This window comes from Pseudomonas sp. 18.1.10, assembly GCF_024655625.1.
Classification (GTDB): domain Bacteria; phylum Pseudomonadota; class Gammaproteobacteria; order Pseudomonadales; family Pseudomonadaceae; genus Aquipseudomonas.
Map to the genome: position 1 here is coordinate 1 of NZ_JANLGL010000015.1, position 19780 is coordinate 19780.

General features: G+C 61.7%; 21 protein-coding genes. 13 read left to right on the forward strand and 8 right to left on the reverse strand.

The genetic code is table 11. The features are described from left to right. Window positions 1-101: 101 nt before the first annotated feature. Together NUV89_RS04420 and NUV89_RS04425 are read right to left on the reverse strand one after the other, a co-directional pair. Complete coding sequence (locus tag NUV89_RS04420; RefSeq protein WP_257780439.1) at window positions 102-890, reverse strand: ABC transporter substrate-binding protein; 789 nt, start codon at window positions 888-890, stop codon at window positions 102-104. Window positions 891-983: 93 nt separating this feature from the next. Beyond that, a complete protein-coding gene (locus NUV89_RS04425; RefSeq protein ID WP_257780440.1) occupies window positions 984-1607 on the reverse strand; it encodes a TetR/AcrR family transcriptional regulator in 624 nt (207 codons plus the stop codon). A gap of 153 nt (window positions 1608-1760) precedes the next feature. Here NUV89_RS04425 and NUV89_RS04430 point away from each other — a divergent pair, with 153 nt between their 5' ends. The 10 genes from NUV89_RS04430 (at window position 1761) to NUV89_RS04475 (ending at window position 12982) form a co-directional block, all read left to right on the forward strand. Next, window positions 1761-3539, forward strand: coding sequence for an acyclic terpene utilization AtuA family protein (locus NUV89_RS04430; protein ID WP_257780441.1), 1779 nt, complete (start codon window positions 1761-1763; stop codon window positions 3537-3539). A gap of 13 nt (window positions 3540-3552) precedes the next feature. Beyond that, window positions 3553-4425: an SDR family oxidoreductase gene (locus NUV89_RS04435; RefSeq protein WP_257780442.1), complete on the forward strand. Its 873-nt coding sequence runs from the start codon at window positions 3553-3555 to the stop codon at window positions 4423-4425. Window positions 4426-4428: 3 nt separating this feature from the next. Beyond that, a complete protein-coding gene (gene atuC, locus NUV89_RS04440; protein WP_257780443.1) occupies window positions 4429-6045 on the forward strand; it encodes a geranyl-CoA carboxylase subunit beta in 1617 nt (538 codons plus the stop codon). A gap of 16 nt (window positions 6046-6061) precedes the next feature. Then, window positions 6062-7219 (forward strand): citronellyl-CoA dehydrogenase, encoded by a 1158-nt coding sequence (gene atuD, locus NUV89_RS04445; RefSeq protein ID WP_257780444.1) that lies wholly within the window; start codon window positions 6062-6064, stop codon window positions 7217-7219. After that, complete coding sequence (locus NUV89_RS04450; protein ID WP_257780445.1) at window positions 7216-7977, forward strand: enoyl-CoA hydratase/isomerase family protein; 762 nt, start codon at window positions 7216-7218, stop codon at window positions 7975-7977. The genes atuD and NUV89_RS04450 overlap by 4 nt, the downstream gene beginning before the upstream one ends. Window positions 7978-8088: 111 nt before the next feature. Then, window positions 8089-9972, forward strand: coding sequence for an acetyl/propionyl/methylcrotonyl-CoA carboxylase subunit alpha (locus NUV89_RS04455; protein ID WP_257780446.1), 1884 nt, complete (start codon window positions 8089-8091; stop codon window positions 9970-9972). A 72-nt stretch (window positions 9973-10044) separates the two neighbouring features. Next, the gene (locus NUV89_RS04460) at window positions 10045-10587 is read left to right on the forward strand and encodes an exonuclease domain-containing protein (RefSeq protein WP_257780447.1); all 543 of its coding nucleotides are present in this window, start codon (window positions 10045-10047) and stop codon (window positions 10585-10587) included. A 63-nt stretch (window positions 10588-10650) separates the two neighbouring features. Further along, window positions 10651-10935: a pyrimidine/purine nucleoside phosphorylase gene (locus tag NUV89_RS04465; RefSeq protein ID WP_207046062.1), complete on the forward strand. Its 285-nt coding sequence runs from the start codon at window positions 10651-10653 to the stop codon at window positions 10933-10935. Between the two features lie 603 nt (window positions 10936-11538). Beyond that, complete coding sequence (locus NUV89_RS29795) at window positions 11539-12576, forward strand: polymorphic toxin type 44 domain-containing protein (RefSeq protein ID WP_308220185.1); 1038 nt, start codon at window positions 11539-11541, stop codon at window positions 12574-12576. A 187-nt stretch (window positions 12577-12763) separates the two neighbouring features. Beyond that, window positions 12764-12982, forward strand: a complete 219-nt coding sequence (locus NUV89_RS04475) for a hypothetical protein (protein WP_257780448.1) — start codon at window positions 12764-12766, stop codon at window positions 12980-12982. A gap of 65 nt (window positions 12983-13047) precedes the next feature. On the opposite strand, the gene NUV89_RS04480 is transcribed toward NUV89_RS04475, so the two are convergent. Together NUV89_RS04480 and NUV89_RS04485 are read right to left on the reverse strand one after the other, a co-directional pair. After that, window positions 13048-13854, reverse strand: a complete 807-nt coding sequence (locus tag NUV89_RS04480; protein WP_257780449.1) for an MOSC domain-containing protein — start codon at window positions 13852-13854, stop codon at window positions 13048-13050. 38 nt (window positions 13855-13892) lie between these two features. Continuing rightward, a complete protein-coding gene (locus NUV89_RS04485; RefSeq protein WP_017735246.1) occupies window positions 13893-14828 on the reverse strand; it encodes a chemotaxis protein CheV in 936 nt (311 codons plus the stop codon). Between the two features lie 518 nt (window positions 14829-15346). Here NUV89_RS04485 and NUV89_RS04490 point away from each other — a divergent pair. The 3 genes from NUV89_RS04490 to NUV89_RS04500 all read left to right on the forward strand — a co-directional run bounded on the left by NUV89_RS04490 (window position 15347) and on the right by NUV89_RS04500 (window position 17575). Continuing rightward, on the forward strand, window positions 15347-15796 hold the full coding sequence (locus tag NUV89_RS04490) for a hypothetical protein (protein ID WP_257780450.1): 450 nt from the start codon (window positions 15347-15349) through the stop codon (window positions 15794-15796). 229 nt (window positions 15797-16025) lie between these two features. After that, window positions 16026-16919, forward strand: a complete 894-nt coding sequence (locus NUV89_RS04495; protein ID WP_257780451.1) for a sensor histidine kinase — start codon at window positions 16026-16028, stop codon at window positions 16917-16919. After that, window positions 16916-17575, forward strand: a complete 660-nt coding sequence (locus NUV89_RS04500; protein WP_207046070.1) for a response regulator transcription factor — start codon at window positions 16916-16918, stop codon at window positions 17573-17575. Before NUV89_RS04495 ends, NUV89_RS04500 begins: the two co-directional genes overlap by 4 nt. Here the strand turns inward: NUV89_RS04500 and yegS are convergent. The 4 genes from yegS to NUV89_RS04520 all read right to left on the reverse strand — a co-directional run bounded on the left by yegS (window position 17534) and on the right by NUV89_RS04520 (window position 19777). Further along, window positions 17534-18451 (reverse strand): lipid kinase YegS, encoded by a 918-nt coding sequence (gene yegS / locus NUV89_RS04505; protein ID WP_257780452.1) that lies wholly within the window; start codon window positions 18449-18451, stop codon window positions 17534-17536. The two genes, NUV89_RS04500 and yegS, sit on opposite strands and share 42 nt — an antisense overlap. 92 nt (window positions 18452-18543) lie before the next feature. Then, window positions 18544-19089 (reverse strand): hypothetical protein, encoded by a 546-nt coding sequence (locus NUV89_RS04510; RefSeq protein WP_257780453.1) that lies wholly within the window; start codon window positions 19087-19089, stop codon window positions 18544-18546. Between the two features lie 25 nt (window positions 19090-19114). Continuing rightward, window positions 19115-19441: a hypothetical protein gene (locus tag NUV89_RS04515; RefSeq protein WP_257780454.1), complete on the reverse strand. Its 327-nt coding sequence runs from the start codon at window positions 19439-19441 to the stop codon at window positions 19115-19117. A gap of 24 nt (window positions 19442-19465) precedes the next feature. Next, a complete protein-coding gene (locus tag NUV89_RS04520; RefSeq protein WP_092243070.1) occupies window positions 19466-19777 on the reverse strand; it encodes a hypothetical protein in 312 nt (103 codons plus the stop codon). Between the last annotated feature and the right edge of the window lie 3 nt (window positions 19778-19780).

The window sequence follows — 19780 nt, forward strand, 5'->3', positions numbered from 1 at the left end:
ACGGTGTGTCAGTCACAGGTATTTCGACTGATACACCGCATTCGCGAGCAAGCCCGCTCCCACACAAGCCCATTCCCACATTTGGAGTTGTGATAACCCGCTCAGGGCGTTGGCATGACGTCAATGCGATACGGCTCGAAAATCTTCAGCATCTCGCCGTTTTCCCGCAACCGCTTGAGCAACCCGGCAAACGCCTCGGCCGTAATCGGCGCCTTGGGCCGCAGCAACGCGTAGTGGTGATACACCTGGTCGATACGCTCCGACACCAAAAACTGCCCCGCCATATCCGCATTGCGCACCATGAAATCACTCAGGTACGAACGCGTCACCAGCGCGATATCGGCACGCCCGCGCGCGACCATCAGCAAGTTGCTGTCATGGGAATAGGTCAACGTGGCGTTGAAGTGTTCGGCCATGTACTTGGGGTCGGGGTTGAAGTTGGCGAAGGCGTAGTGATAACCGCTGAACACCGCCAGGCGTTTGCCCGCAAGGTCGGCGAAATAGCCCTGCTCGCGCCCGGGCTCACGCTGGGCGACGAAGACTTCCGCATCCTCCAGGCCCATGTCGACACTGGCGTGGGCAATCTTCTGCCAGCCCCATTCGGGATTTTCGAAGATGGCCATGTCGACCCGGCCCTGCTCGAAATCCCGGAAACGCCGCGGAATGGAGGTGGGCACCAGCACAAACTGGTAGTCGCTCTGCGCGGTGTTCAGGGCCTCCACCAGTTGCGGCAGCAAGCCAGTGTCGGCGCCTTGCTCAGGGCGTACGGTGTAGGGCGGGAAGTGCGCCGCGCCGATCCTCACCAATTGCGCAGCCGAAGCCGGCGCCCACCCTGCGGTGCCCAGTGCCAAAAAGGTAACTCCTGCAGCCAGCCGCCATGGCGAAAACATTGAGGCACACACCGTTGAATACTCTGATGGCGATAAGCTAGGCGTTTTTGTCGGGAGAGACAACTTTCCACCGTCAAATTAATAGCTTGCTCATCAATCGGCTTTAAGCACCATCAGCAGCGCTTCTTCGGCCAATTGCTCCAGGGTCAGGCTGCCCTCGGCGCGAAACCACGTCGTGGTCCAGGACAACGCCCCAGTAAGAAAGCGCCGGGTGATAAACACATCGCCCCGGATATAACCGGCGGCCTTGGCCTCGCCGAGCACCTGCAGCCAGATCTCTTCGTACACATCACGCAGCGCCAGCACCTGCGCCTGGCCTTCGGCCGACAGCGAGCGCCACTCGTACACCAGCACGGCCATGGCCTCGCCGCTGCCGCCCATGATCGATTGCAATTCGCAGCGAATCAGCGCCAGCACGCGCTCGCGCACGTCGCGCGCTTCTTCGAGGGAGGCGCGCATCATCGCGGTGTTGTAGTGGATGGTTTCTTCCATCACCGCCCGCAGGATCTCGTCCTTGCTCTTGAAGTGATGAAAAATGCTCCCGGACTGAATGCCCACGGCACTCGCCAGGTCACGCACGGTGGTGCGCTCGAAGCCTTTGTTGCGGAACAGGTGCGCCGCCGTCTGCAGCAACTTGCCCCGGGCACTGTCGGGGTCGGTCAACTGGCCGCCATCGACCATGGTGCGCATCACCCGCAGGGCGTTGTGCTCATCCATGCCACTCTCCTCTACTTCTACTGACGTCTTGGCCGGCAATTTAGGCCGTGGCCGCCACCCAAGCAAGCGCTTGGGCAAAATCTGTGTCGGGAGTTTACAGACCAAGCGCTTGCTTGGTAGTCTCGGCAACAGCCATCAGAGGAAGGATTTCTCATGCGTGACACGGTTCGTATCGGCTGCGCCAGCGCCTTCTGGGGCGACACCTGCACCGCCGCCGCCCAGTTGGTGCACGGCGGCGCGCTGGATTACCTGGTATTCGACTACCTGGCGGAGGTGACGATGTCGATCCTCGCCGGCGCGCGGATGAAAGACCCCCAGGCCGGCTACGCCACGGATTTTGTCGAGGTACTCACGCCGTTGCTGGCCGAGATCCAGCGCCAGGGTATCCGCGTGATTAGCAACGCGGGCGGCATCCACCCCCAGGCCTGTGCCGCCGCCCTGCAAGCGGCCTGTGACAAGGCCGGCATCGCGCTGAAAATCGCCGTACTGCTAGGCGATGACCTGCAACCCGAACTCAAAAAACTCCACGGCATCACCGACATGTTCAACGGCGCCCCCCTGCCGCCCGTGTGCGTGTCCGCCAACGCCTACCTCGGCGCGCCGGGCATTGCCGCTGCGCTGGCACTGGGCGCCGACATCGTCATCACCGGCCGCGTCGTCGACAGTGCCGTGGTCAGCGCCGCCTTGGTGCATGCCTTCGACTGGTCCTGGGACGACTACGACCGCCTCGCCCAAGCCGCCCTGGCCGGGCACATCATCGAATGCGGCGCGCAGTGCACCGGCGGCAACTTCACCGATTGGCGCGACGTGCCGGACTACGCACACATCGGCTTCCCCATCGTCGAAGTCAGCGCCGACGGCGCGTTCACGGTGAGCAAAGTCGCAGGCACGGGCGGGCTAATCAGCGAGCTGAGCGTGGCCGAACAACTGTTGTATGAGATTGGCGACCCGCGCGCCTACCTGCTGCCGGATGTGATCTGCGACTTCAGCCAGGTCACCCTGCAGCAGCAGGGCGAAAACCGCGTGCACCTGCACGGCGCCAAGGGCCTGCCACCGACCGACCAGTACAAGGTCAGCGCCACCTACCCGGACGGTTTCCGTTGCACCGCCAGTTGCCTGATCGCCGGGATCGACGCCGTGGCCAAGGCCGAGCGGGTCAGCCAGGCGATCATCGACAAGACCGCCGAACTGTTCAGCCAACGCGGCTGGGCACCCTACACCGAAGTGAATATCGAACTGCTCGGCAGCGAAGCCACCTATGGTGCCCACGCACGGCGCCACGATTGCCGCGAAGTGGTGGTGAAACTCGCGGTGCGCCACCCCAACAAACAGGCGCTGGTGCTGTTTGCCCGCGAGATCGCTCAGGCCGCCACGGGCATGGCGCCGGGGCTCACCGGGATCGTCGGTGGGCGGCCCACCGTGTATCCATTGATTCGCCTGTTTTCATTCCTGGTGGATAAATCCTTCTGTGCGCCCGTGATCGACTTCCAGGGCCAGCGCCACAGCGTCGAACTGCCCAGCGCCCACCCGCTGCAAACACCGGCGGCGGCAATCTATCCGCCCCAACCCCAAGGCGCCGCCGACGCCAGCGTGCCCCTGGTCAAACTCGCCGTGGCGCGCTCCGGCGACAAGGGCAACCACAGCAATATCGGCGTGATCGCCCGCGCACCGGAGTACCTGCCGTGGATCGCCGAAGCGCTGACGCCCGCAGTAATCGTCGACTGGATGAGCCACGTGCTCGACCCGCTGCACGGGCGCGTCGAACGCTGGTACCTGCCCGGCAGCCATAGCCTCAATTTCCTCCTGGAAAACGCCCTGGGCGGCGGCGGTATCGCCAGCCTGCGCATCGACCCGCAAGGCAAGGCCTTCGCCCAGCAGTTGCTGGAAATCCCCATCGCCGTGCCGCAACACCTCGCCGATCAACTCAATTAACAGGAGCGTTGCCGTGGCCTTCGACTCGATCTTCAAAGCCGACCTGTTCCAGGGGCACACCGTGATTGTCACCGGTGGCGGCAGCGGCATTGGCCGTTGCACCGCCCATGAACTGGCGGCCCTCGGTGCCAATGTGATTCTGGTGGGACGCAAACCCGAGAAGCTGCAAACCGTCGCCGCAGAAATTGCCGAAGATGGCGGCCGCGCCCATTGGCTGGCCTGCGACATTCGTGATGAAGAGGCGGTGAAGGCGCTGGTCGCGCAGATCCTCAGCGACCACGGGCCGATCCACGGCCTGGTGAACAACGCCGGTGGCCAGTACCCGTCACCGCTGGCGTCGATCAATCAAAAAGGTTTTGAAACCGTGTTGCGCACCAACCTCGTCGGCGGCTTCCTGATGGCGCGGGAAGTGTTCAACCAGTCGATGAGCAAGCACGGCGGCGCCATCGTCAACATGCTCGCCGACATGTGGGGCGGCATGCCCGGCATGGGCCACTCGGGCGCGGCGCGTTCGGGCATGGACAACTTCACCAAGACCGCCGCGTTTGAGTGGGGCTGCGCCGGGGTGCGGGTCAACGCCGTGGCGCCGGGCTGGATCGCCTCCAGCGGCATGGACACCTACGAAGGCGCGTTCAAAGCGGTGATCCCTACCCTGCGCGAGCATGTGCCGCTCAAGCGCATCGGCACCGAATCGGAAGTCAGCGCCGCCATCGTCTTCCTGCTCAGCCCCGCCGCCGCCTTTATCAGTGGCAGCACCCTGCGCATCGACGGCGCCGCCAGCCTGGGCAGCCGCGCCTGGCCCTTGCACAAGGCGCATCCATCGAGTGAGCCGTTCAACGGCTTCCACCGCGCTTACTTGCCCGACGTGCTCAAGGCGGAGCAATAAACCATGCCGCTGATTGACTCCCTGATCGACCCCCACAGCGCCCAGTTCGCGCAGAACCGCGAGGCCATGCTGATCGGCATCCAGCACCTGCGCCAGCTGGAGCAGAACCTGCTGGACAAGGCCGAAGAGGCCCGCGCCAAGTTCGACCAGCGCGGCCAATTGCTGCCCCGTGAACGCCTCAACCTGCTGCTGGACCCCGGCGCGCCGTTTCTCGAACTGGCCAGCCTGGCCGGCTACAAGCTGCACGACGACAAGGACGGCAGCGCCGCCGGCGGTGGCCTGATCGCCGGCATCGGTTACGTCAGCGGCGTGCGCATGCTGGTGGTGGCCAACAACAGCGCGATCAAGGGCGGCACGATTTCCCCCAGCGGCCTGAAAAAATCCCTGCGCCTGCAACAGATCGCCCTGGAAAACAAACTGCCGGTGGTGACCCTGGCCGAGAGCGGCGGCGCCAACCTCAACTACGCCGCCGAGATTTTCGTCGAAGGCGCACGCAGTTTTGCCAACCAGGCACGCCTGTCGGCCATGGGCTTGCCGCAGATCACCGTGGTACACGGCTCGGCCACGGCGGGCGGGGCGTATCAGCCGGGGCTGTCGGATTACGTGGTGGTGGTACGGGGCAAGGCCAAGCTGTTCCTCGCCGGGCCGCCGCTGCTGAAAGCCGCGACCGGCGAAGTGGCGACGGATGAAGAACTGGGCGGCGCCGAGATGCACGCCCAAGTCGCCGGCACCGCTGAATACCTGGCGGAAAACGACACGGACGGCGTGCGCATCGTGCGTGAAATCGTCAGCGCCTTGCCGTGGAATGATCGTCTGCCAGCGGCTATGCAGCGCACTTACCGCGAACCGCTGTACCCCATCGAAGAACTGCTGGGCCTGATCCCCGACGACCCGAAAAAACCCTATGACGTGCGCGAAATCCTCGCGCGCCTGGCGGACGGGTCGAACTTCCTCGAATTCAAAAGCGAGTTCGACGCCCACACCGTCTGCGGCCACCTGCACATCCACGGCCGCGCCGTCGGTGTGATCGGCAACAACGGCCCGATCACGCCCAAGGGCGCAAGCAAGGCCGCGCAATTTATCCAGCTGTGCGACCAGAGCCGCACGCCGCTGCTGTTCCTGCACAACACCACCGGCTTTATGGTGGGCACCGAGTCAGAGCAGCAAGGGGTGATAAAGCACGGCGCGAAGATGATCCAGGCGGTGGCGAATGCGCGGGTGCCTAAACTGACGATTGTGGTCGGCGGCTCCTACGGCGCCGGCAACTATGCGATGTGCGGCCGTGGCCTGGACCCGCGCTTTATCTTCGCCTGGCCCAACAGCCGCACGGCCGTGATGGGCGGTGCGCAGGCGGGCAAGGTGCTGCGGATTGTCACCGAGGCCAAGCAGTTGAAAAACGGTGTGGTGCCCGACCCCAAGGTGCTGGACATGCTGGAGCAGGTCACCGCGCAGAAGCTCGACAGCCAGTCCACCGCGTTGTACGGCAGTGCCAACCTGTGGGACGACGGGCTGATTGACCCACGGGATACGCGGACCCTGCTCGGCTTGTTGCTGGATATCTGCCACGAGGCCGACGTGCGCGAGTTGCAACCCAACAGTTTTGGTGTGGCGCGTTTCTAACCGGAGAACAATAAAAATGCTCTTTACCCAAGAACACCAGGAACTGCGCCGCACCGTGCGCGCCTTCGTCGACCGCGAGATCAACCCCCACGTGGATGAATGGGAAAAAGCCGGTCGCTTCCCCATCCACGAGATCTTCCGCAAGGCCGGCGACCTCGGCCTGCTGGGCATCTCCAAGCCGGAACAGTTCGGCGGCATGGGCCTGGACTACAGCTACTCCATCGTCGCCGCCGAAGAGTTCGGCAGCATCCGCTGCGGCGGCATCCCCATGGCCATCGGCGTGCAGACCGACATGTGCACCCCCGCCCTCGCCCGCTTCGGCAGCGATGAACTGCGCGACGAATTCCTGCGCCCGGCCATCAGCGGCGAACAGGTCGGTTGCATTGGCGTTTCGGAAGTCGGCGCCGGGTCCGATGTGGCCGGGCTCAAGACCCATGCGCGCAAGGACGGCAGCGACTACGTGATCAACGGCAGCAAGATGTGGATCACCAACTCCCCCAGCGCCGACTTTATCTGCCTGCTGGCCAACACCTCCGACGACAAGCCCCATATCAACAAATCGCTCATCATGGTGCCGATGAACACGCCAGGCATCAGCGTCAGCCCGGCCCTGGAAAAGCTCGGCATGCACAGCTCCGAGACCGCCCAGGTGTTCTTCGACAACGTGCGTGTGCCGCAACGCAACCGCATCGGCCACGAAGGCGCGGGCTTCATGATGCAGATGCTGCAATTCCAGGAAGAACGCCTGTTTGGCGCGGCCAATATGATTAAGGGCCTGGAGTACTGCATCGACAGCACCATCGCGTACTGCAAGGAACGCCAGACCTTCGGCAAGGCGCTGATCGACAACCAGGTCATCCACTTCCGCCTGGCTGAACTGTCCACCGAGATCGAATGCCTGCGCGCACTGGTGTACCAAGCCACCGAGCAATACATCAAGGGCCAGGACGTGACCCGCCTGGCCTCCATGGCCAAGCTCAAGGCCGGACGCCTGGGCCGTGAAGTCAGCGACAGTTGCCTGCAATACTGGGGCGGCATGGGCTTTATGTGGGACAACCCGGTGGCGCGTGCGTACCGCGATGTGCGGCTGGTGTCGATTGGCGGCGGCGCCGACGAAATCATGCTGGGCATCATCTGCAAACTGATGGGCACCTTGCCGGGGAAAAAACCATGAACACCTTGCTGCTGGAGCCGCATAACGGCGTGCTGCACATCACCCTCAACCGGCCCGGTTGCCGCAATGCGATGAGCCTGGAGATGGTCAACGAGCTACACGCGGTGCTGGCGCAACTGGATGCCCGTACGCGCGCCGTGGTCATCAGCGGCGCCGGCGGGCACTTCTGCGCCGGGGCGGATGTGAAGGACCTGGTCAACGCTGGCGAGCAATTGCAGGCGCTCAACCGCGCATTTGGCACCTTGCTGCAAGCCGTCGAGGCGGTGCCTCAGGTGGTGATCGTGGTGCTGCAAGGCGCAGTGCTCGGCGGCGGGTTTGGCTTGGCCTGCGTGAGTGATATTGCGATTGCCGATCACCAGGCGCAGTTCGGTTTGCCGGAGACCAGTCTGGGCTTGTTGCCGGCGCAGATTGCGCCGTTTGTGGTCAAGCGCATCGGGCTGACCCAGGCCCGCCGACTGGCGCTGACGGCGGCACGGTTTGACGGGGTGGAAGCCGAGCGGCTGGGGGTGGTGCACTTTACCGAGCGTGATCCGCAGGCGTTGGCCGAGCGGTTGGATGAGGTGTTGGGGCAGGTTTTGCGCTGTGCGCCGGGGGCGAATGGGCGGACCAAGGCCTTGTTGCTGGCCAGTGTGGATGAGCCGCTGGCGGTGGTATTGGATCGCGGGGCGCAGTGGTTTGCCGAGGCGGTAACCGGTGAAGAAGGGATTGAGGGGACGCAGGCGTTTGTGCAGAAGCGCAAGCCAGGGTGGTGCAAATGACGCTTTCGCGAGCAAGCCCGCTCCCACATTTTGAAATGCGTTCCACCTGTGGAAGCGGGCTTGCTCGCGAAGAGGCCAGCACAAACACCCAGTCAGCCAAGGGATAACCCCATGCCCGCATTCAACAAAATCCTCATCGCCAACCGCGGCGAAATCGCCTGCCGCATCCAGCGCACCGCCCAGGCCCTGGGCTACCGCACCGTGGCCGTCTACAGCGACGCTGACGCGGACGCCCTGCATGTGCAGATGGCCGACGAAGCCGTGCACATCGGCCCCGCGCCCGTGCAACAGTCCTATCTCAATATCGCGGCGATTCTCGATGCGGCCCGCAAAACCGGCGCCGACGCCATCCACCCCGGCTACGGCTTCCTCTCGGAAAACCCCGACTTCGCCCGCGCCTGCCTCGCGGCCGGCCTGACCTTCATCGGCCCCAGCGTCGCGGCCATCGAACTGATGGGCAGCAAGCGCCTGTCCAAGCTCGCCATGCTCGACGCCGGTGTGCCGTGCATCGCCGGCTATCAGGGCGGCGCCCAAGACGACGCCACCCTGCAACACGAAGCCGAACGTATCGGCTACCCGCTGATGATTAAGGCCAGCGCTGGCGGCGGTGGGCGCGGCATGCGCCTGGTGCACACGGCCGGCGCCCTGCTGGAAAACCTGCACACGGCCCGCTCCGAAGCCAAGAACGCGTTTGGCAGCGACGAACTGATCCTGGAGCAAGCGCTGATCGATCCGCGCCATGTCGAAATCCAGCTGTTCGGCGACAGCCACGGCCAACTGATCTACCTGGGCGAGCGCGACTGTTCGATCCAGCGCCGCCATCAAAAAATCATCGAAGAAGCGCCCTGCCCGGTCATGACTGCCGAACTGCGCCAGGCCATGGGCGAGGCCGCCCTGCAAGCCGGGCGCGCGGTGCACTACGTGGGCGCGGGCACCGTGGAGTTTTTGCTCGACCGCAACGGCCAGTTCTACTTCCTGGAGATGAACACCCGCCTGCAAGTGGAACACCCGGTCACCGAGCTGATTACCGGCCTTGACCTGGTGGACTGGCAACTGCAGATCGCCGCCGGCCAGCCCCTGCCGCTGACGCAAGCGGACGTGACCCTGAGCGGCCACGCCATGGAAGTGCGCCTGTACGCCGAAGACCCGGCCCAGGGCTTCCTGCCGCAAACCGGCGAGGTGCTGCGCTGGCAACCGGCCGCTGGCGTGCGCATCGATCATGGCGTGTGCGAGGGCCAGCGCATCAGCCCGTTCTACGACCCGATGCTGGGCAAGCTCATCGCCCACGGCGCCACCCGCGAGGAAGCGCGACGCAAATTGCTGCGCGCGGTGGAAGACACGCTGTTGCTGGGCGTAACCACCAATCAACGGTTCCTGGCGGATTTGCTCAAGCAGGGGGATTTTATCCGTGGCGATTTCAGCACCGGGTTTATCGCCGAACACTTCAACCACATCCCGCACCAGCCGGTGTCCGCCGAGCACCTCAGCCTGGCCGCCGCGCTGTTCTATCAACACGGCGCCGAGCAACATCCCCAAAGCCTCGCGGGCTGGCGCAACAACGCCAGCGTCGCGGGCACTTACCGCCTGGAGGTCAACGACGAACTCCACAACGTGCCCCTGGCCCCGCTGGCCCTCACCACCGACGGCCACTGTGCCACCGTGGTGCTCAACGGCATTCGCCGCCGCGTCGCCTACCACCTCGACGGTGACCAGCTGTGGCTGCCGGGCTTGCACGTGACCAACCGCACCCACCAGGCGGCGAGCCGTCAGGCCGACGTCCAGAGCGGCACGGTCAAGGCGCCGATGGACGGGGCCATCGTTGCTGTGCGCGTGAGCAACGGTGAACGCGTGAGCAAAGGCCAACTGCTGCTGGTGCTTGAAGCGATGAAAATGGAGCACTCGCTGAGCGCCGGGATCGATGGGGTGATTAAAGGCGTGCAGGTGATTGCCGGCGATCAGGTACGCAATCGCCAGGTTTTGCTGGAGATCGAATAACGCCTAGGCGGAACTACGCGGCCGGGCTACGCTCTATCCCCATCAAGAAGGGAAGAGACGGGAACCTGCACGATGCCTCATTGGCTGATTATTGACCTTGAAGCCACGACGGATGACGGCGGCTGGCCCGTGACGGAGATGGAAGTCATCGAGATCGGCGCGAGCCTGGTGAACCGCCAGGGCCGCGAGCTGGATCACTTCCAGCGCTTTGTCCGGCCGTTGCGCCGGCCCTTGCTGACGCCCTTTTGCCGGCAACTGACCCACATCACCCAGGCGAATATCGACGCGGCCGCGCCGATCACCGAAGTGTGGCCGCTGTTCGAACGCTGGCTGGGCCAGCACCACGCGCGCTTGGAAGGCTGGGCCAGTTGGGGTGACTACGACCGCAAGCAACTGGAACTGGAATGGCAGCGCCATGGCCTGGCCAGCGCGCTGGCACACACCCCCCATGTGAACCTCAAGCAACGCTTCGCCAAGGCGCGCCGCCTGGACAAGCCGCTGGGGCTCAATGGCGCGCTGCAGTTGGCGGGGATGCAGTTCAATGGCCAGCAACATCGAGCACTGGAGGATGCGCGCAACACCGCACGCCTGTTGCCGCTGATTTTGCCGGTCTAGGCAGCTCCCCTGCCCTTGGGCATACTGGCCGACCTTTCCAGACCCTTTTCCGAGGATTCACCCATGTTCAAAGTCAACGAGTACTTCGACGGCACCGTCAAGTCGATCGCTTTCGGCACCGCAGAAGGTCCGGCGACCATCGGCGTAATGGCCCCGGGTGAATACGAATTCGGCACCGCCCAACGTGAAATCATGCACGTGGTGTCGGGCGCGCTGACCGTCAAGCTGCCAGAAGCCAGCGAGTGGGAAACCTTCGCCGCCGGCAGCCAGTTCCACGTACCGGCCAACAGCAAGTTCCAGCTGAAAGTCGCCGTCGACACCGCTTACCTGTGCGAATACCGCGGCTGAGTTTCACGCGGTAAAAAAAGGCCCCCAGTCAGCGATTAACGACGGGGGCGTCTAACCTATGAAGCGTTATTGGTAACGCGCTTACCAGTCCTGACGTTGCGGCTGGGCCACGCCAATATCAGCCCCCCTCTTGTATGACCCACGTGGCTAGCGGCCGCAGGATTCTCCTGCCTACAAGGTGAAGTACTGAGCTGGAATAACCTGGCGTTTTCAGGAGCAACCCTAACAGCGGGTATAATCCGCAACCGCCGATTTTTCCGGCAGCGCTCCCTACATTTTCGCTTTTTGCAGCTTCACGCCAACGGGCACCATAGTGAGAATGATTACCGCTTGTCCGATATATGCATAAATGCATAGATTTCTATTGCCTTGAGCAGTGTTTATTTATACAGTAGTTTTACTTCCTGTCTGGTGTCCTTCGTCTGGTGGGTCCTGGTGACTTGAACGGTTAGTTATTGCCCACTTAAAAGGATCGCGCTTAGCTGGACTTTTAAGTGAATGAACTGCCGTTTGGTTTAACTAAAGACCATCAAGAACATTCAAGCAGGAAGGTGTTCAAACCCAAAATGATCAAATTTTTATACTTATTGAAAGGAATCGATAATGACAGAAAAAAATATCTTCGTTACTAGTGGCAGGCCTTTTACTCCTCCAAGCAGCGGTGGTGGTGGTAGTGGCAATTACGCAGGCTTACCATCGGAACCAAGTTCCACGCGGCCTACGGCTGGGGTTGAGTTTATGTATCAATCCTTGACAGACCAGGCTGAGGAACTATTGTTTGACTCCAGCATGGCCTCTCGGAAATACTACGCAGATGAACAAAATAAAATACCAGAGCGCGCGAGTAAAAAAATAGCTGACATTGAATCCAAAGTTTCCAGCAGTACTGGAAAGCCTGTTGACAAGGCACAGCTGAGAATCTACAACATCACCAAGATTATGGTGGAAAACTCAAACACCTATGTAGAAAAAGTCAATGTTGCCAAGGCTTTTGACGGCGCAGACCCAATTCTCGGCTGGCGATATTCTTATGGTGACTATGGTCCTGAGTTTTATCAATCGGTCTTCGTCTGGAAGGATTCTCTTCGGGCCGCCTATGATGCTAAGTTGTTGGTAGAAGAAAATGATATTTTGTACACTCACCTCGTCACCGCAAACGGGATGCTTGCAACTGCTCAAGCCGCGGAAGCTGCCGCGATTGCGGCCAAATCCGAAGCACAGGCAAAGCTTCTGAGGGATGCTGAAGAGCAGGCTCGTCTGGGTCAATATCCTGCTACCCCGCCAGGAGTATCACTTGACCAAAACCTACAAGAAGCGTTAAACCAATATAAACAAAACCCAGGATCTCCGCTTGTTTACACTTGGTTTTATCTCAAAGTTCGAAATAGCGGCCCTTGGGATTACAAGCAGATTGCGCGTCTACACGAAAACTTCGGGAACTTTAACTATGGCGCTACCGGGACAGCAGCAGGCATTCCAGACATTGTACTTTTGAGGGCTGCCGGTGCAGCACAGCGTGTGGCTGGTAGTTCATCGGCAGACTTTGGGAAATGGTGGTCGGAAGAGCCCTACGGGGATGATCCGGTAGATCAAGTATGGATCAAAGCAGGCATTGATTATGCAAAGTCGAAAGGGTACTAAGCTTAGTATATGGATACTTCTGATTATTTGCATTAGCCAAGGAATATACATCTATTTTTCTGAGCCAAGTAGGCCGCCCCCCACAAAGGTTGTTTCAGTCACGATTGTGGGTGAAGGGGGTGCTATTTATGAAATATTATACGACTCAGGAGGGGCTACTGTTCCCTTGATCTATAGATATTTCCTCATGGATATTCAGGCAAATGATCAGGAGGCGCTTAAAAAGTCCACGGAACGAGAGCCATTTCTTGTTACTAAAAGCCCTAACGCGGTTCGTGAAGTCATTGGTGATAGCGTCAAGTTAAAAACCAGCGAGACCATCTATGATTTTCACAACGTATCCATATATAAAAATAACGGTAAAATCAACATCGTAACATTTGATTTGGTTTCTACCGTTAAATAGCAGAGTTATAAATCACGCTGAGTACTTAATGTCCGCCAGCCCGTCTCCCAGGAGACGGGCTTTTTTCATTCCAGGATCGTTACCGCCATCCCCACCGCCAACTGGCCGATACCATCGTTGACCAGGTTCTGGCCAAACATCGCGCCGTTCTCGGTCTTGCGATACGCCTCCAGCGTCACGAACGGTTCGCGGTCGGCGCTGCGCTCGCCGGTCTGTGGATCGATGGTGGTGAGGATGCACCGCGAGCACGGCTTGACCGCGCGGAACTCCACATCGCCGATGCGCAGGCGCTTCCAGCCATCTTCGGCAAACGCCTCACTGCCTTCGATCACCAGATTCGGGCGAAAGCGCAGCATTTCCATGGGCCGGCCGACGCGTTGTGACAGGTCGTCGAGGGAGGCCTGGCCGATCAGCAGCAACGGGTAACCGTCGGCGAACGCGACCTGGTCATCGTCCTTGCCGTAACCCGCTTCGGTGGTACGCGCACGCTCCAGGGGGATGTGCACCAGGCGTGTGGGCTTGCCGATAAAGTCGCTGACCCAGGCGGCCGCGGCGGCGCCCGCATCCGGCACGCGCAAGGTGTCGCGCCAGATGGTCACGCCGCGCAACTCGGCTTCGCTGCCGGGTAGCGCCACGTCCAGGGTGGGGTAACCGGCCGAACTGAGGGTCAGGCCACCGGCGCTGTTCCACAGGGCCGACAGCTGGCTCATCTTTGCGACGGCGCGCTGGGTGAGGAAACGCCCGCTGGCCTCGTCCACCAGCATCCAGCGTCGATCGCCGTCCAACCCCAGTTTATCCAGGCCGATCTGCTGCAAGACCTCGGCCTTGCCGGACTTCAAGGGGTAACGGTACAACGCGCTGAGACGGAGCATGGGCCTGCAATCCTTGGGGTAAAGACGCTACCCTAAGGTCAAGCGGGCACTTCGTCCAGCATCAGGCGTTCGCGCACCACGTCCACCAGCTTGTCCGGCTGGAACTTGGAGAGGAAGTTGTCGCAGCCGACCTTCTTCACCATCGAGTCGTTGAAGCTGCCCGACAGCGAGGTGTGCAGCACCACATACAAGCCACGCAGGCGCGGGTCGTTGCGGATCTCGGTGGTCAGGCGGTAGCCGTCCATCTCGGGCATTTCGGCGTCGGTGAAGACCATCAGCAGCTTGTCGGTCATCACCACGCCGCTGTCGGCCCAGGCCTTGAGCATGTTCAGCGCCTTGAGGCCGTCGCTGGCAATGTGCATCTTCAGCCCCAACTGGCCGAGGGTGCCGCGCAGCTGCGAGAGGGCCACGTTGGAGTCGTCCACCAGCAGCACTTCGCGGCCACGGGCGCGCTCCAGCACCGGGTCTTCGAGCTTTTCCCGGGAGACCTTGGCGTTGTACGGCACGATTTCGGCGAGGACTTTTTCCACGTCGATGATTTCCACCAACTGGTCATCGACCTTGCTGATGGCCGTGAGGTAATGCTGGCGCCCGGCGCTGGTCGGCGGTGGCAGGATCGCTTCCCAGTTCATGTTGACGATGCGGTCCACACCGCCCACCAGGAACGCCTGCACCGAACGGTTGTACTCGGTGACAATAATGGTGCTGTTCGGCCCCGGCACCAGCGGGCGCATGCCGATGGCCTGGGACAGGTCGATCACCGGCAGCGTCTGGCCGCGCAGGTTGACCACGCCGCAGACAAATGGGTGGCGCTGGGGCATCAGGGTCAGCTTGGGCAACTGCAAAACTTCCTGCACCTTGAACACGTTGATCGCGAACAGCTGCCGCCCGGCCAGGCGAAACATGAGGATCTCCAGGCGATTCTCACCGACCAGTTGCGTACGTTGATCTACCGTGTCGAGAATGCCGGCCATTAAAAGCTCCTGATGCGCGAAAGGAATGTGCAGCTCATTAAGGTCTGTTATCGGCGGCAAGCGCCAGATCTTGACCCCGGTAAAATGCCACGTAAATTCATTGATGTCACACTGACATCATGCTTTACTGCCCAGGCCTCTCCATATGGCACTACAGCGACGTTGCGCGACATTCAAAGCGACGCAAGGTTCCGCTGCCTAAGGGATTCCCCTAGTAACAATCGGGCCCAACCTGATATTCGCAATATCTAATAGCCATTAATGTGACGCCATTCTCATTGCATGAATGGAGTCAGGCTTTTGTTTGCGATGTCCAGCCCACGACCCACCGGTCTTCCAGCGCTTCATAAGTGCGCCCACACGATGCGGGTCATGCACGGCTATCGCGATCAGTACAATAAACTTCCTACTAAAAGTTCAGACGCGAACTACAGATCTCCGTCATATTTCAGCGGTAGTTTTACGCCATTCACCCGACGCGGCATCTCATCACCCGACCGTATGTTGTGGAGACTTGCATGATGAATAGCGCAAACGAATGGCAAACCGCACTTCCCGAATTCCTGCTGGAAGCTGAAACCCTGTTGGCGAAGTCGGAAGAATGCCTGAGCCACCTGCACCTGATCCGCAACGACAGCGATGCCATCGAGTGCATGACCGCAAGCCTCACCCGGCTCGCTGAAAAGGCCGACAACCTGGCCCTGCAGGCGATCAGCGAATTTTCCCGGCACATCCAGTACTTGATTGCCAATGCGCTCAACCCGCTGCAATTGCATGACCAGGCCCTGGATGCCCTGCACGCGTGCCTGACGTTGCTGGCCTGGCAGCTGGAACTGATCGACACGCGCACCGGCGAACTGGGCTTGGATGAAAGTGAGCAAACCACCTTGATCGCCACGGTGACCTTGCAGATCCCCCAAAAGAACTTCAGCTATAAACCCGAGCAACGCCTGCATCGAGCGTCATGAATGCCGCTTGGCGGGGGGGTCGCCTTTAATCGGCTACTTGTCCAGAAACGACAGGAACAACTTGCGCGCGCGCGTCCGTTATATGCAGAAAAAGTACGACCCGTTATAACTTCCCTGAACAGGGAAACTGCGCGATTGACGTCTGGCGACCAGCGGTAATCAAAGTGTTACCATGCCGCCCTCGAAGTGACTCAACTTCATGATGCATACAACGTGAAAAGCATCCGCTATGTACGCCAGCCTCAGGTCACTCCTCGTCACATCCATCTCCCGCAGCCATGCACGCCGAATCATTCTCGCGCTGTGCCTGTGTTCACTGCTGGTCAGCCTGTGGGCCTACATCCAGGCGGCGCCGGTGCCACTGGTGCTGCTGATCCTCAACCTGGGCACGCTGGCCGTGGTTGCGCTGCAACAATGGGTGTCACGCAAATCCATCAAGTTCCAACCCCAGGAACTGGCTGACCGCCTGTTGCAAGTCCAGGAAAACGAACGCCACCGCCTGAGCCGGGAACTGCACGACGATATCGGCCAATTGCTCACCGCCGCGAAGCTGCAAAGCGAATGGCTGCAGCGCCGCCTGCCCCAGGAGTTGCAAGGCCAATGCACAGTGCTCTGCAACACCCTGAGTGAAACCCTGGCCAAGGTGCGCGATGTCTCCGCCATCCTCAACCCGCGCCAGCTGACCAGCCTGGGCCTGGAGGCGAGCCTGCGCGCGCACCTGCTCAAGACCCTGGAAAACAGCCCCACGCACTGGAGCCTGGAATGCCAGCAACGGCTGACCGGCATCCCGGAGGAAATGGCCGTGGCGGCGTTTCGCATCACCCAGGAAGCGGTGACCAACATGCAACGCCACGCCCAGGCACACAACCTGGTGGTGCGCCTGCAACGCCTGCCCGAAGGGCTGTCGCTGACGATCTACGACGACGGCCAAGGCTTTTCGCCCGTCCTTGACCCGGGCCGCGAAGGCCAACGGGGCATGGCCGGCATGTCCGAGCGCATCGATCAACTGGGCGGCTCCTTGTCCGTGGTCAGCCATCCTGGCAAAGGCACGCGGATCGATGCGCTTTTCCCCTGGGCGCCGCGCGCCCTCGAACGGGCCAGCGCGCCTAAGGCTCTAGAGTGACCTGTAATTTATTGCTGGTGGACGATCACGCGTTGATCCGGGCCGGCGTGCGCGCGCTGATCCTCGATATTCCCGGCTACGCGGTGGTTGGCGAAGCCAGCGACGGCGCGCAGTTGCTCGCGCAGTTCAACGCCCTGCAACCGGATATCGTGCTGCTGGACCTGTCGATGAAACACACCGGTGGCCTGGACGCCTTGCAGCAACTCAAGAGCGCCCATCCCAAGAGCAAGGTGCTGATCCTGTCGATGCACACCGACCCGGAACTGATTATGCGCGCCCTGGAGTGCGGCGCCCACGGCTACCTGCTCAAGGACACCAGCGCCAGCGAGCTGGAACACGCCCTGTTGGCGCTGCGCAACAACGAGCGCTACCTGAGCCCGGCGATTGCCCACACGGTGATAAACCAGGCGCTGGTGCGCAACCAGGGCCCGGCTTCGCCGGTGGTCCACAGCCACAACCTCACGGCGCGCCAGCTGGAGATCCTGCGCTTGATCGTGCGCGGCAAGTCCACCCGGGAAATCGCCCACGGCCTCGGCTTGAGCATCAAGACCGTGGAAGCCCACCGCTCGCAGATCATGAAGCGGCTGCAGATTTTCGACGTGGCGGGCCTGGTGTTATTCGCGGTGCGCGAGCAGATCATCAGCCTCGACGACTAGCGGCGAACCCACCGGCAGGTGCACGCGCAAGGCCTTGGGCAAGGCGACAAAGCGCAAGTCATCGCCCTTTAGCGGCTCGCCATCCAGATTGATGTACAACCCGTCGGCGACCTTGATCTCGACCCACGGCAGGCGCGCGCGCACAAACATATTGTCCAGCCCGCCGTCGCTCATCAGCGTCAGCAAGGTGCCGACCACTTCCTGCGGCGCCGGCAGGATGCTGATGTCGAGCAAACCATCATCGACCACCGCGCCCGGGCACAGCACGTGCCCGCCGCCCGCCTGGCGGCCGTTGCCTATGCCCAGCGCGAGCAGGTCGCCCTTCCAGTGGAAGCCCGGCCCTTCCAGCTCACCGTAAGCCGCCTTCAATTCACTGAAACGGGTCAGGCCGGTGAACAGGTAGGCGGCGCCGCCCAACACTTTCTTCAAGTCTTCGGAGGTGTTGGCCGTGACCTGGCTGCCGAAGCCGCCGGTGGCCATGTTGAGAAAGATCTGCCCACCGGCCTGGCCGAGGTCGATGGCCCTTGCTGGCACGTCCAGCAGCGCCAGCGCCTGGGCCGGCTCCAGCGGCACGCCAGCGGCGCGGGCGAAGTCATTGGCGGTGCCCAGGGGCATCAGCACCAGGCTGGCGTCGGACTTGGCATGGGCCATGGCTTCGGCAACGTCACGCAAGGTGCCGTCGCCACCGCCCGCGATCAGGTGGGTGTAGCCCGCGTCCAGCGCTTCATGCACCAGGCGCTCGGCGTCGCCGCCCTCCCACGTGACCCGTACCGCCAGCTCCCAGCCCTGCTCACGCCGGGCCTGCACGGCCGCGCGCACGTCCTCGTTGAGGGCTTGCTTGCCGTGGAGGATCAACAGTGCCTTGGGGCTGGTCATAGCGGGCTTACTCCTGGTTGCAAAGGTGCATGAAGGATGTGGACCTTTGCTGGCGGGAAAAAAGCCATGGTGACGCAAAATAATTGCGCCGGTCAGAAATTATCCATCGCGTTGCACATCGGCACTTTGCTCACCGGCGTCGGTTCGATCCGCTGCCATTGCTTGCCGTCCACCGGCAACTCGTCGAGCAGGAACGAACAATCCGCCGACATCGATGCCTGCACCATGTAGTCGCGCCCGGGCTTGGGTACAAAGGTCATGGTCTTGGCGCACTGGCGGGAGTATTGCAGCCGCCCCAGGTAATGGAACGCGATGGGCTTGTTGGCCGGCACCACCAGCTCCGACGTAACTGCACCCGCCCACGAATAAACCGGCCCGGGCATGCCGAGGCTGGCGCCGTTGTGATCGGGGAAGCCGGCTTTGGCCGACGCCATCACCCCCGCGCCGGGCACGCTCCAGTCCAGGCAATCACGCCCCGGCACCGCGCGCACCAAACCGTCGGTGACCAGGCGCAAGCGGGCCGTCTCACCACCTTGCGGCGGCACGTAGCCGGTGGACAGCGAACGGATGTTCGCCACCTGGCCGCAACCGCCAAGCGCCAACAGCAGCACGGCGGGGATAACAGGCAACAGTCTCATCGGGCATCGACTCGCAGGGGGGACATCAAGGCTGGCGGCAGTTCTGGTTGACCGACAAGTTCGGCGCCGGCTCATAGCTCACACGCTGCAAGCCATCGGCGCCCTGGAACAGGAAGTACTTGGCGCGGCAGTCCTTGAACAGCGGCGAATACCCTTCGGCCCGGAAGCCCTGGCCATCGACCTGTTTGGTCACGGTGTTGTTGCGGCTGACCACGGCCAGCACCTTCTGGTAGCTGTCGCCCATGTTCACCCCGGGCTCGCCAGTAACGGCGGCCGACGAGGCGCATCCGCCCAGGGTGGTTGCCGCCAGCACCAGCGCGGCGCCGTACAGTCCATTGCGTAGATCGATCATTCCTTGGTTCCTTTTAGTGATGGATTAGCGGCGGCCTTCGCACACAGGTGATTCGCCGATGCGGCCTTCCTTGCACAGGTCCAGGTTGCCCTTGTGGGTAAATCCCGAGTCCTTCATGCAGTAGAAGCGCGTCAACACCTCATCAATCGGCGAGTCGTCGCCCGTTCCTACCAGGTTGGTATAACCGCAGGCGCGCATGGCGCTCTTGACGCCTTCGACGGATACCCCGCTTTTCTGCCATTGGGTAAAAGCCGGTGGCGGTGGTTGAAAGCCCCTGCCCGTACAGCCGATCAGTGAAACCGCGCAAACACTCAACAACAGGCTTCTCGTGAACATGGC

Bases quoted from the DNA above. Each gene is read 5' to 3' on its own strand.
- NUV89_RS04420 (WP_257780439.1), bottom strand. From the start codon at position 890: ATGTTTTCGCCATGGCGGCTGGCTGCAGGAGTTACCTTTTTGGCACTG.
- NUV89_RS04425 (WP_257780440.1), bottom strand. From the start codon at position 1,607: ATGGATGAGCACAACGCCCTGCGGGTGATGCGCACCATGGTCGATGGC.
- NUV89_RS04430 (WP_257780441.1), top strand. From the start codon at position 1,761: ATGCGTGACACGGTTCGTATCGGCTGCGCCAGCGCCTTCTGGGGCGAC.
- atuC (WP_257780443.1), top strand. From the start codon at position 4,429: ATGCCGCTGATTGACTCCCTGATCGACCCCCACAGCGCCCAGTTCGCG.
- atuD (WP_257780444.1), top strand. From the start codon at position 6,062: ATGCTCTTTACCCAAGAACACCAGGAACTGCGCCGCACCGTGCGCGCC.
- NUV89_RS04450 (WP_257780445.1), top strand. From the start codon at position 7,216: ATGAACACCTTGCTGCTGGAGCCGCATAACGGCGTGCTGCACATCACC.
- NUV89_RS04455 (WP_257780446.1), top strand. From the start codon at position 8,089: ATGCCCGCATTCAACAAAATCCTCATCGCCAACCGCGGCGAAATCGCC.
- NUV89_RS04460 (WP_257780447.1), top strand. From the start codon at position 10,045: ATGCCTCATTGGCTGATTATTGACCTTGAAGCCACGACGGATGACGGC.
- NUV89_RS04465 (WP_207046062.1), top strand. From the start codon at position 10,651: ATGTTCAAAGTCAACGAGTACTTCGACGGCACCGTCAAGTCGATCGCT.
- NUV89_RS29795 (WP_308220185.1), top strand. From the start codon at position 11,539: ATGACAGAAAAAAATATCTTCGTTACTAGTGGCAGGCCTTTTACTCCT.
- NUV89_RS04475 (WP_257780448.1), top strand. From the start codon at position 12,764: ATGGATATTCAGGCAAATGATCAGGAGGCGCTTAAAAAGTCCACGGAA.
- NUV89_RS04480 (WP_257780449.1), bottom strand. From the start codon at position 13,854: ATGCTCCGTCTCAGCGCGTTGTACCGTTACCCCTTGAAGTCCGGCAAG.
- NUV89_RS04485 (WP_017735246.1), bottom strand. From the start codon at position 14,828: ATGGCCGGCATTCTCGACACGGTAGATCAACGTACGCAACTGGTCGGT.
- NUV89_RS04490 (WP_257780450.1), top strand. From the start codon at position 15,347: ATGATGAATAGCGCAAACGAATGGCAAACCGCACTTCCCGAATTCCTG.
- NUV89_RS04495 (WP_257780451.1), top strand. From the start codon at position 16,026: ATGTACGCCAGCCTCAGGTCACTCCTCGTCACATCCATCTCCCGCAGC.
- yegS (WP_257780452.1), bottom strand. From the start codon at position 18,451: ATGACCAGCCCCAAGGCACTGTTGATCCTCCACGGCAAGCAAGCCCTC.
- NUV89_RS04510 (WP_257780453.1), bottom strand. From the start codon at position 19,089: ATGAGACTGTTGCCTGTTATCCCCGCCGTGCTGCTGTTGGCGCTTGGC.
- NUV89_RS04515 (WP_257780454.1), bottom strand. From the start codon at position 19,441: ATGATCGATCTACGCAATGGACTGTACGGCGCCGCGCTGGTGCTGGCG.
- NUV89_RS04520 (WP_092243070.1), bottom strand. From the start codon at position 19,777: ATGTTCACGAGAAGCCTGTTGTTGAGTGTTTGCGCGGTTTCACTGATC.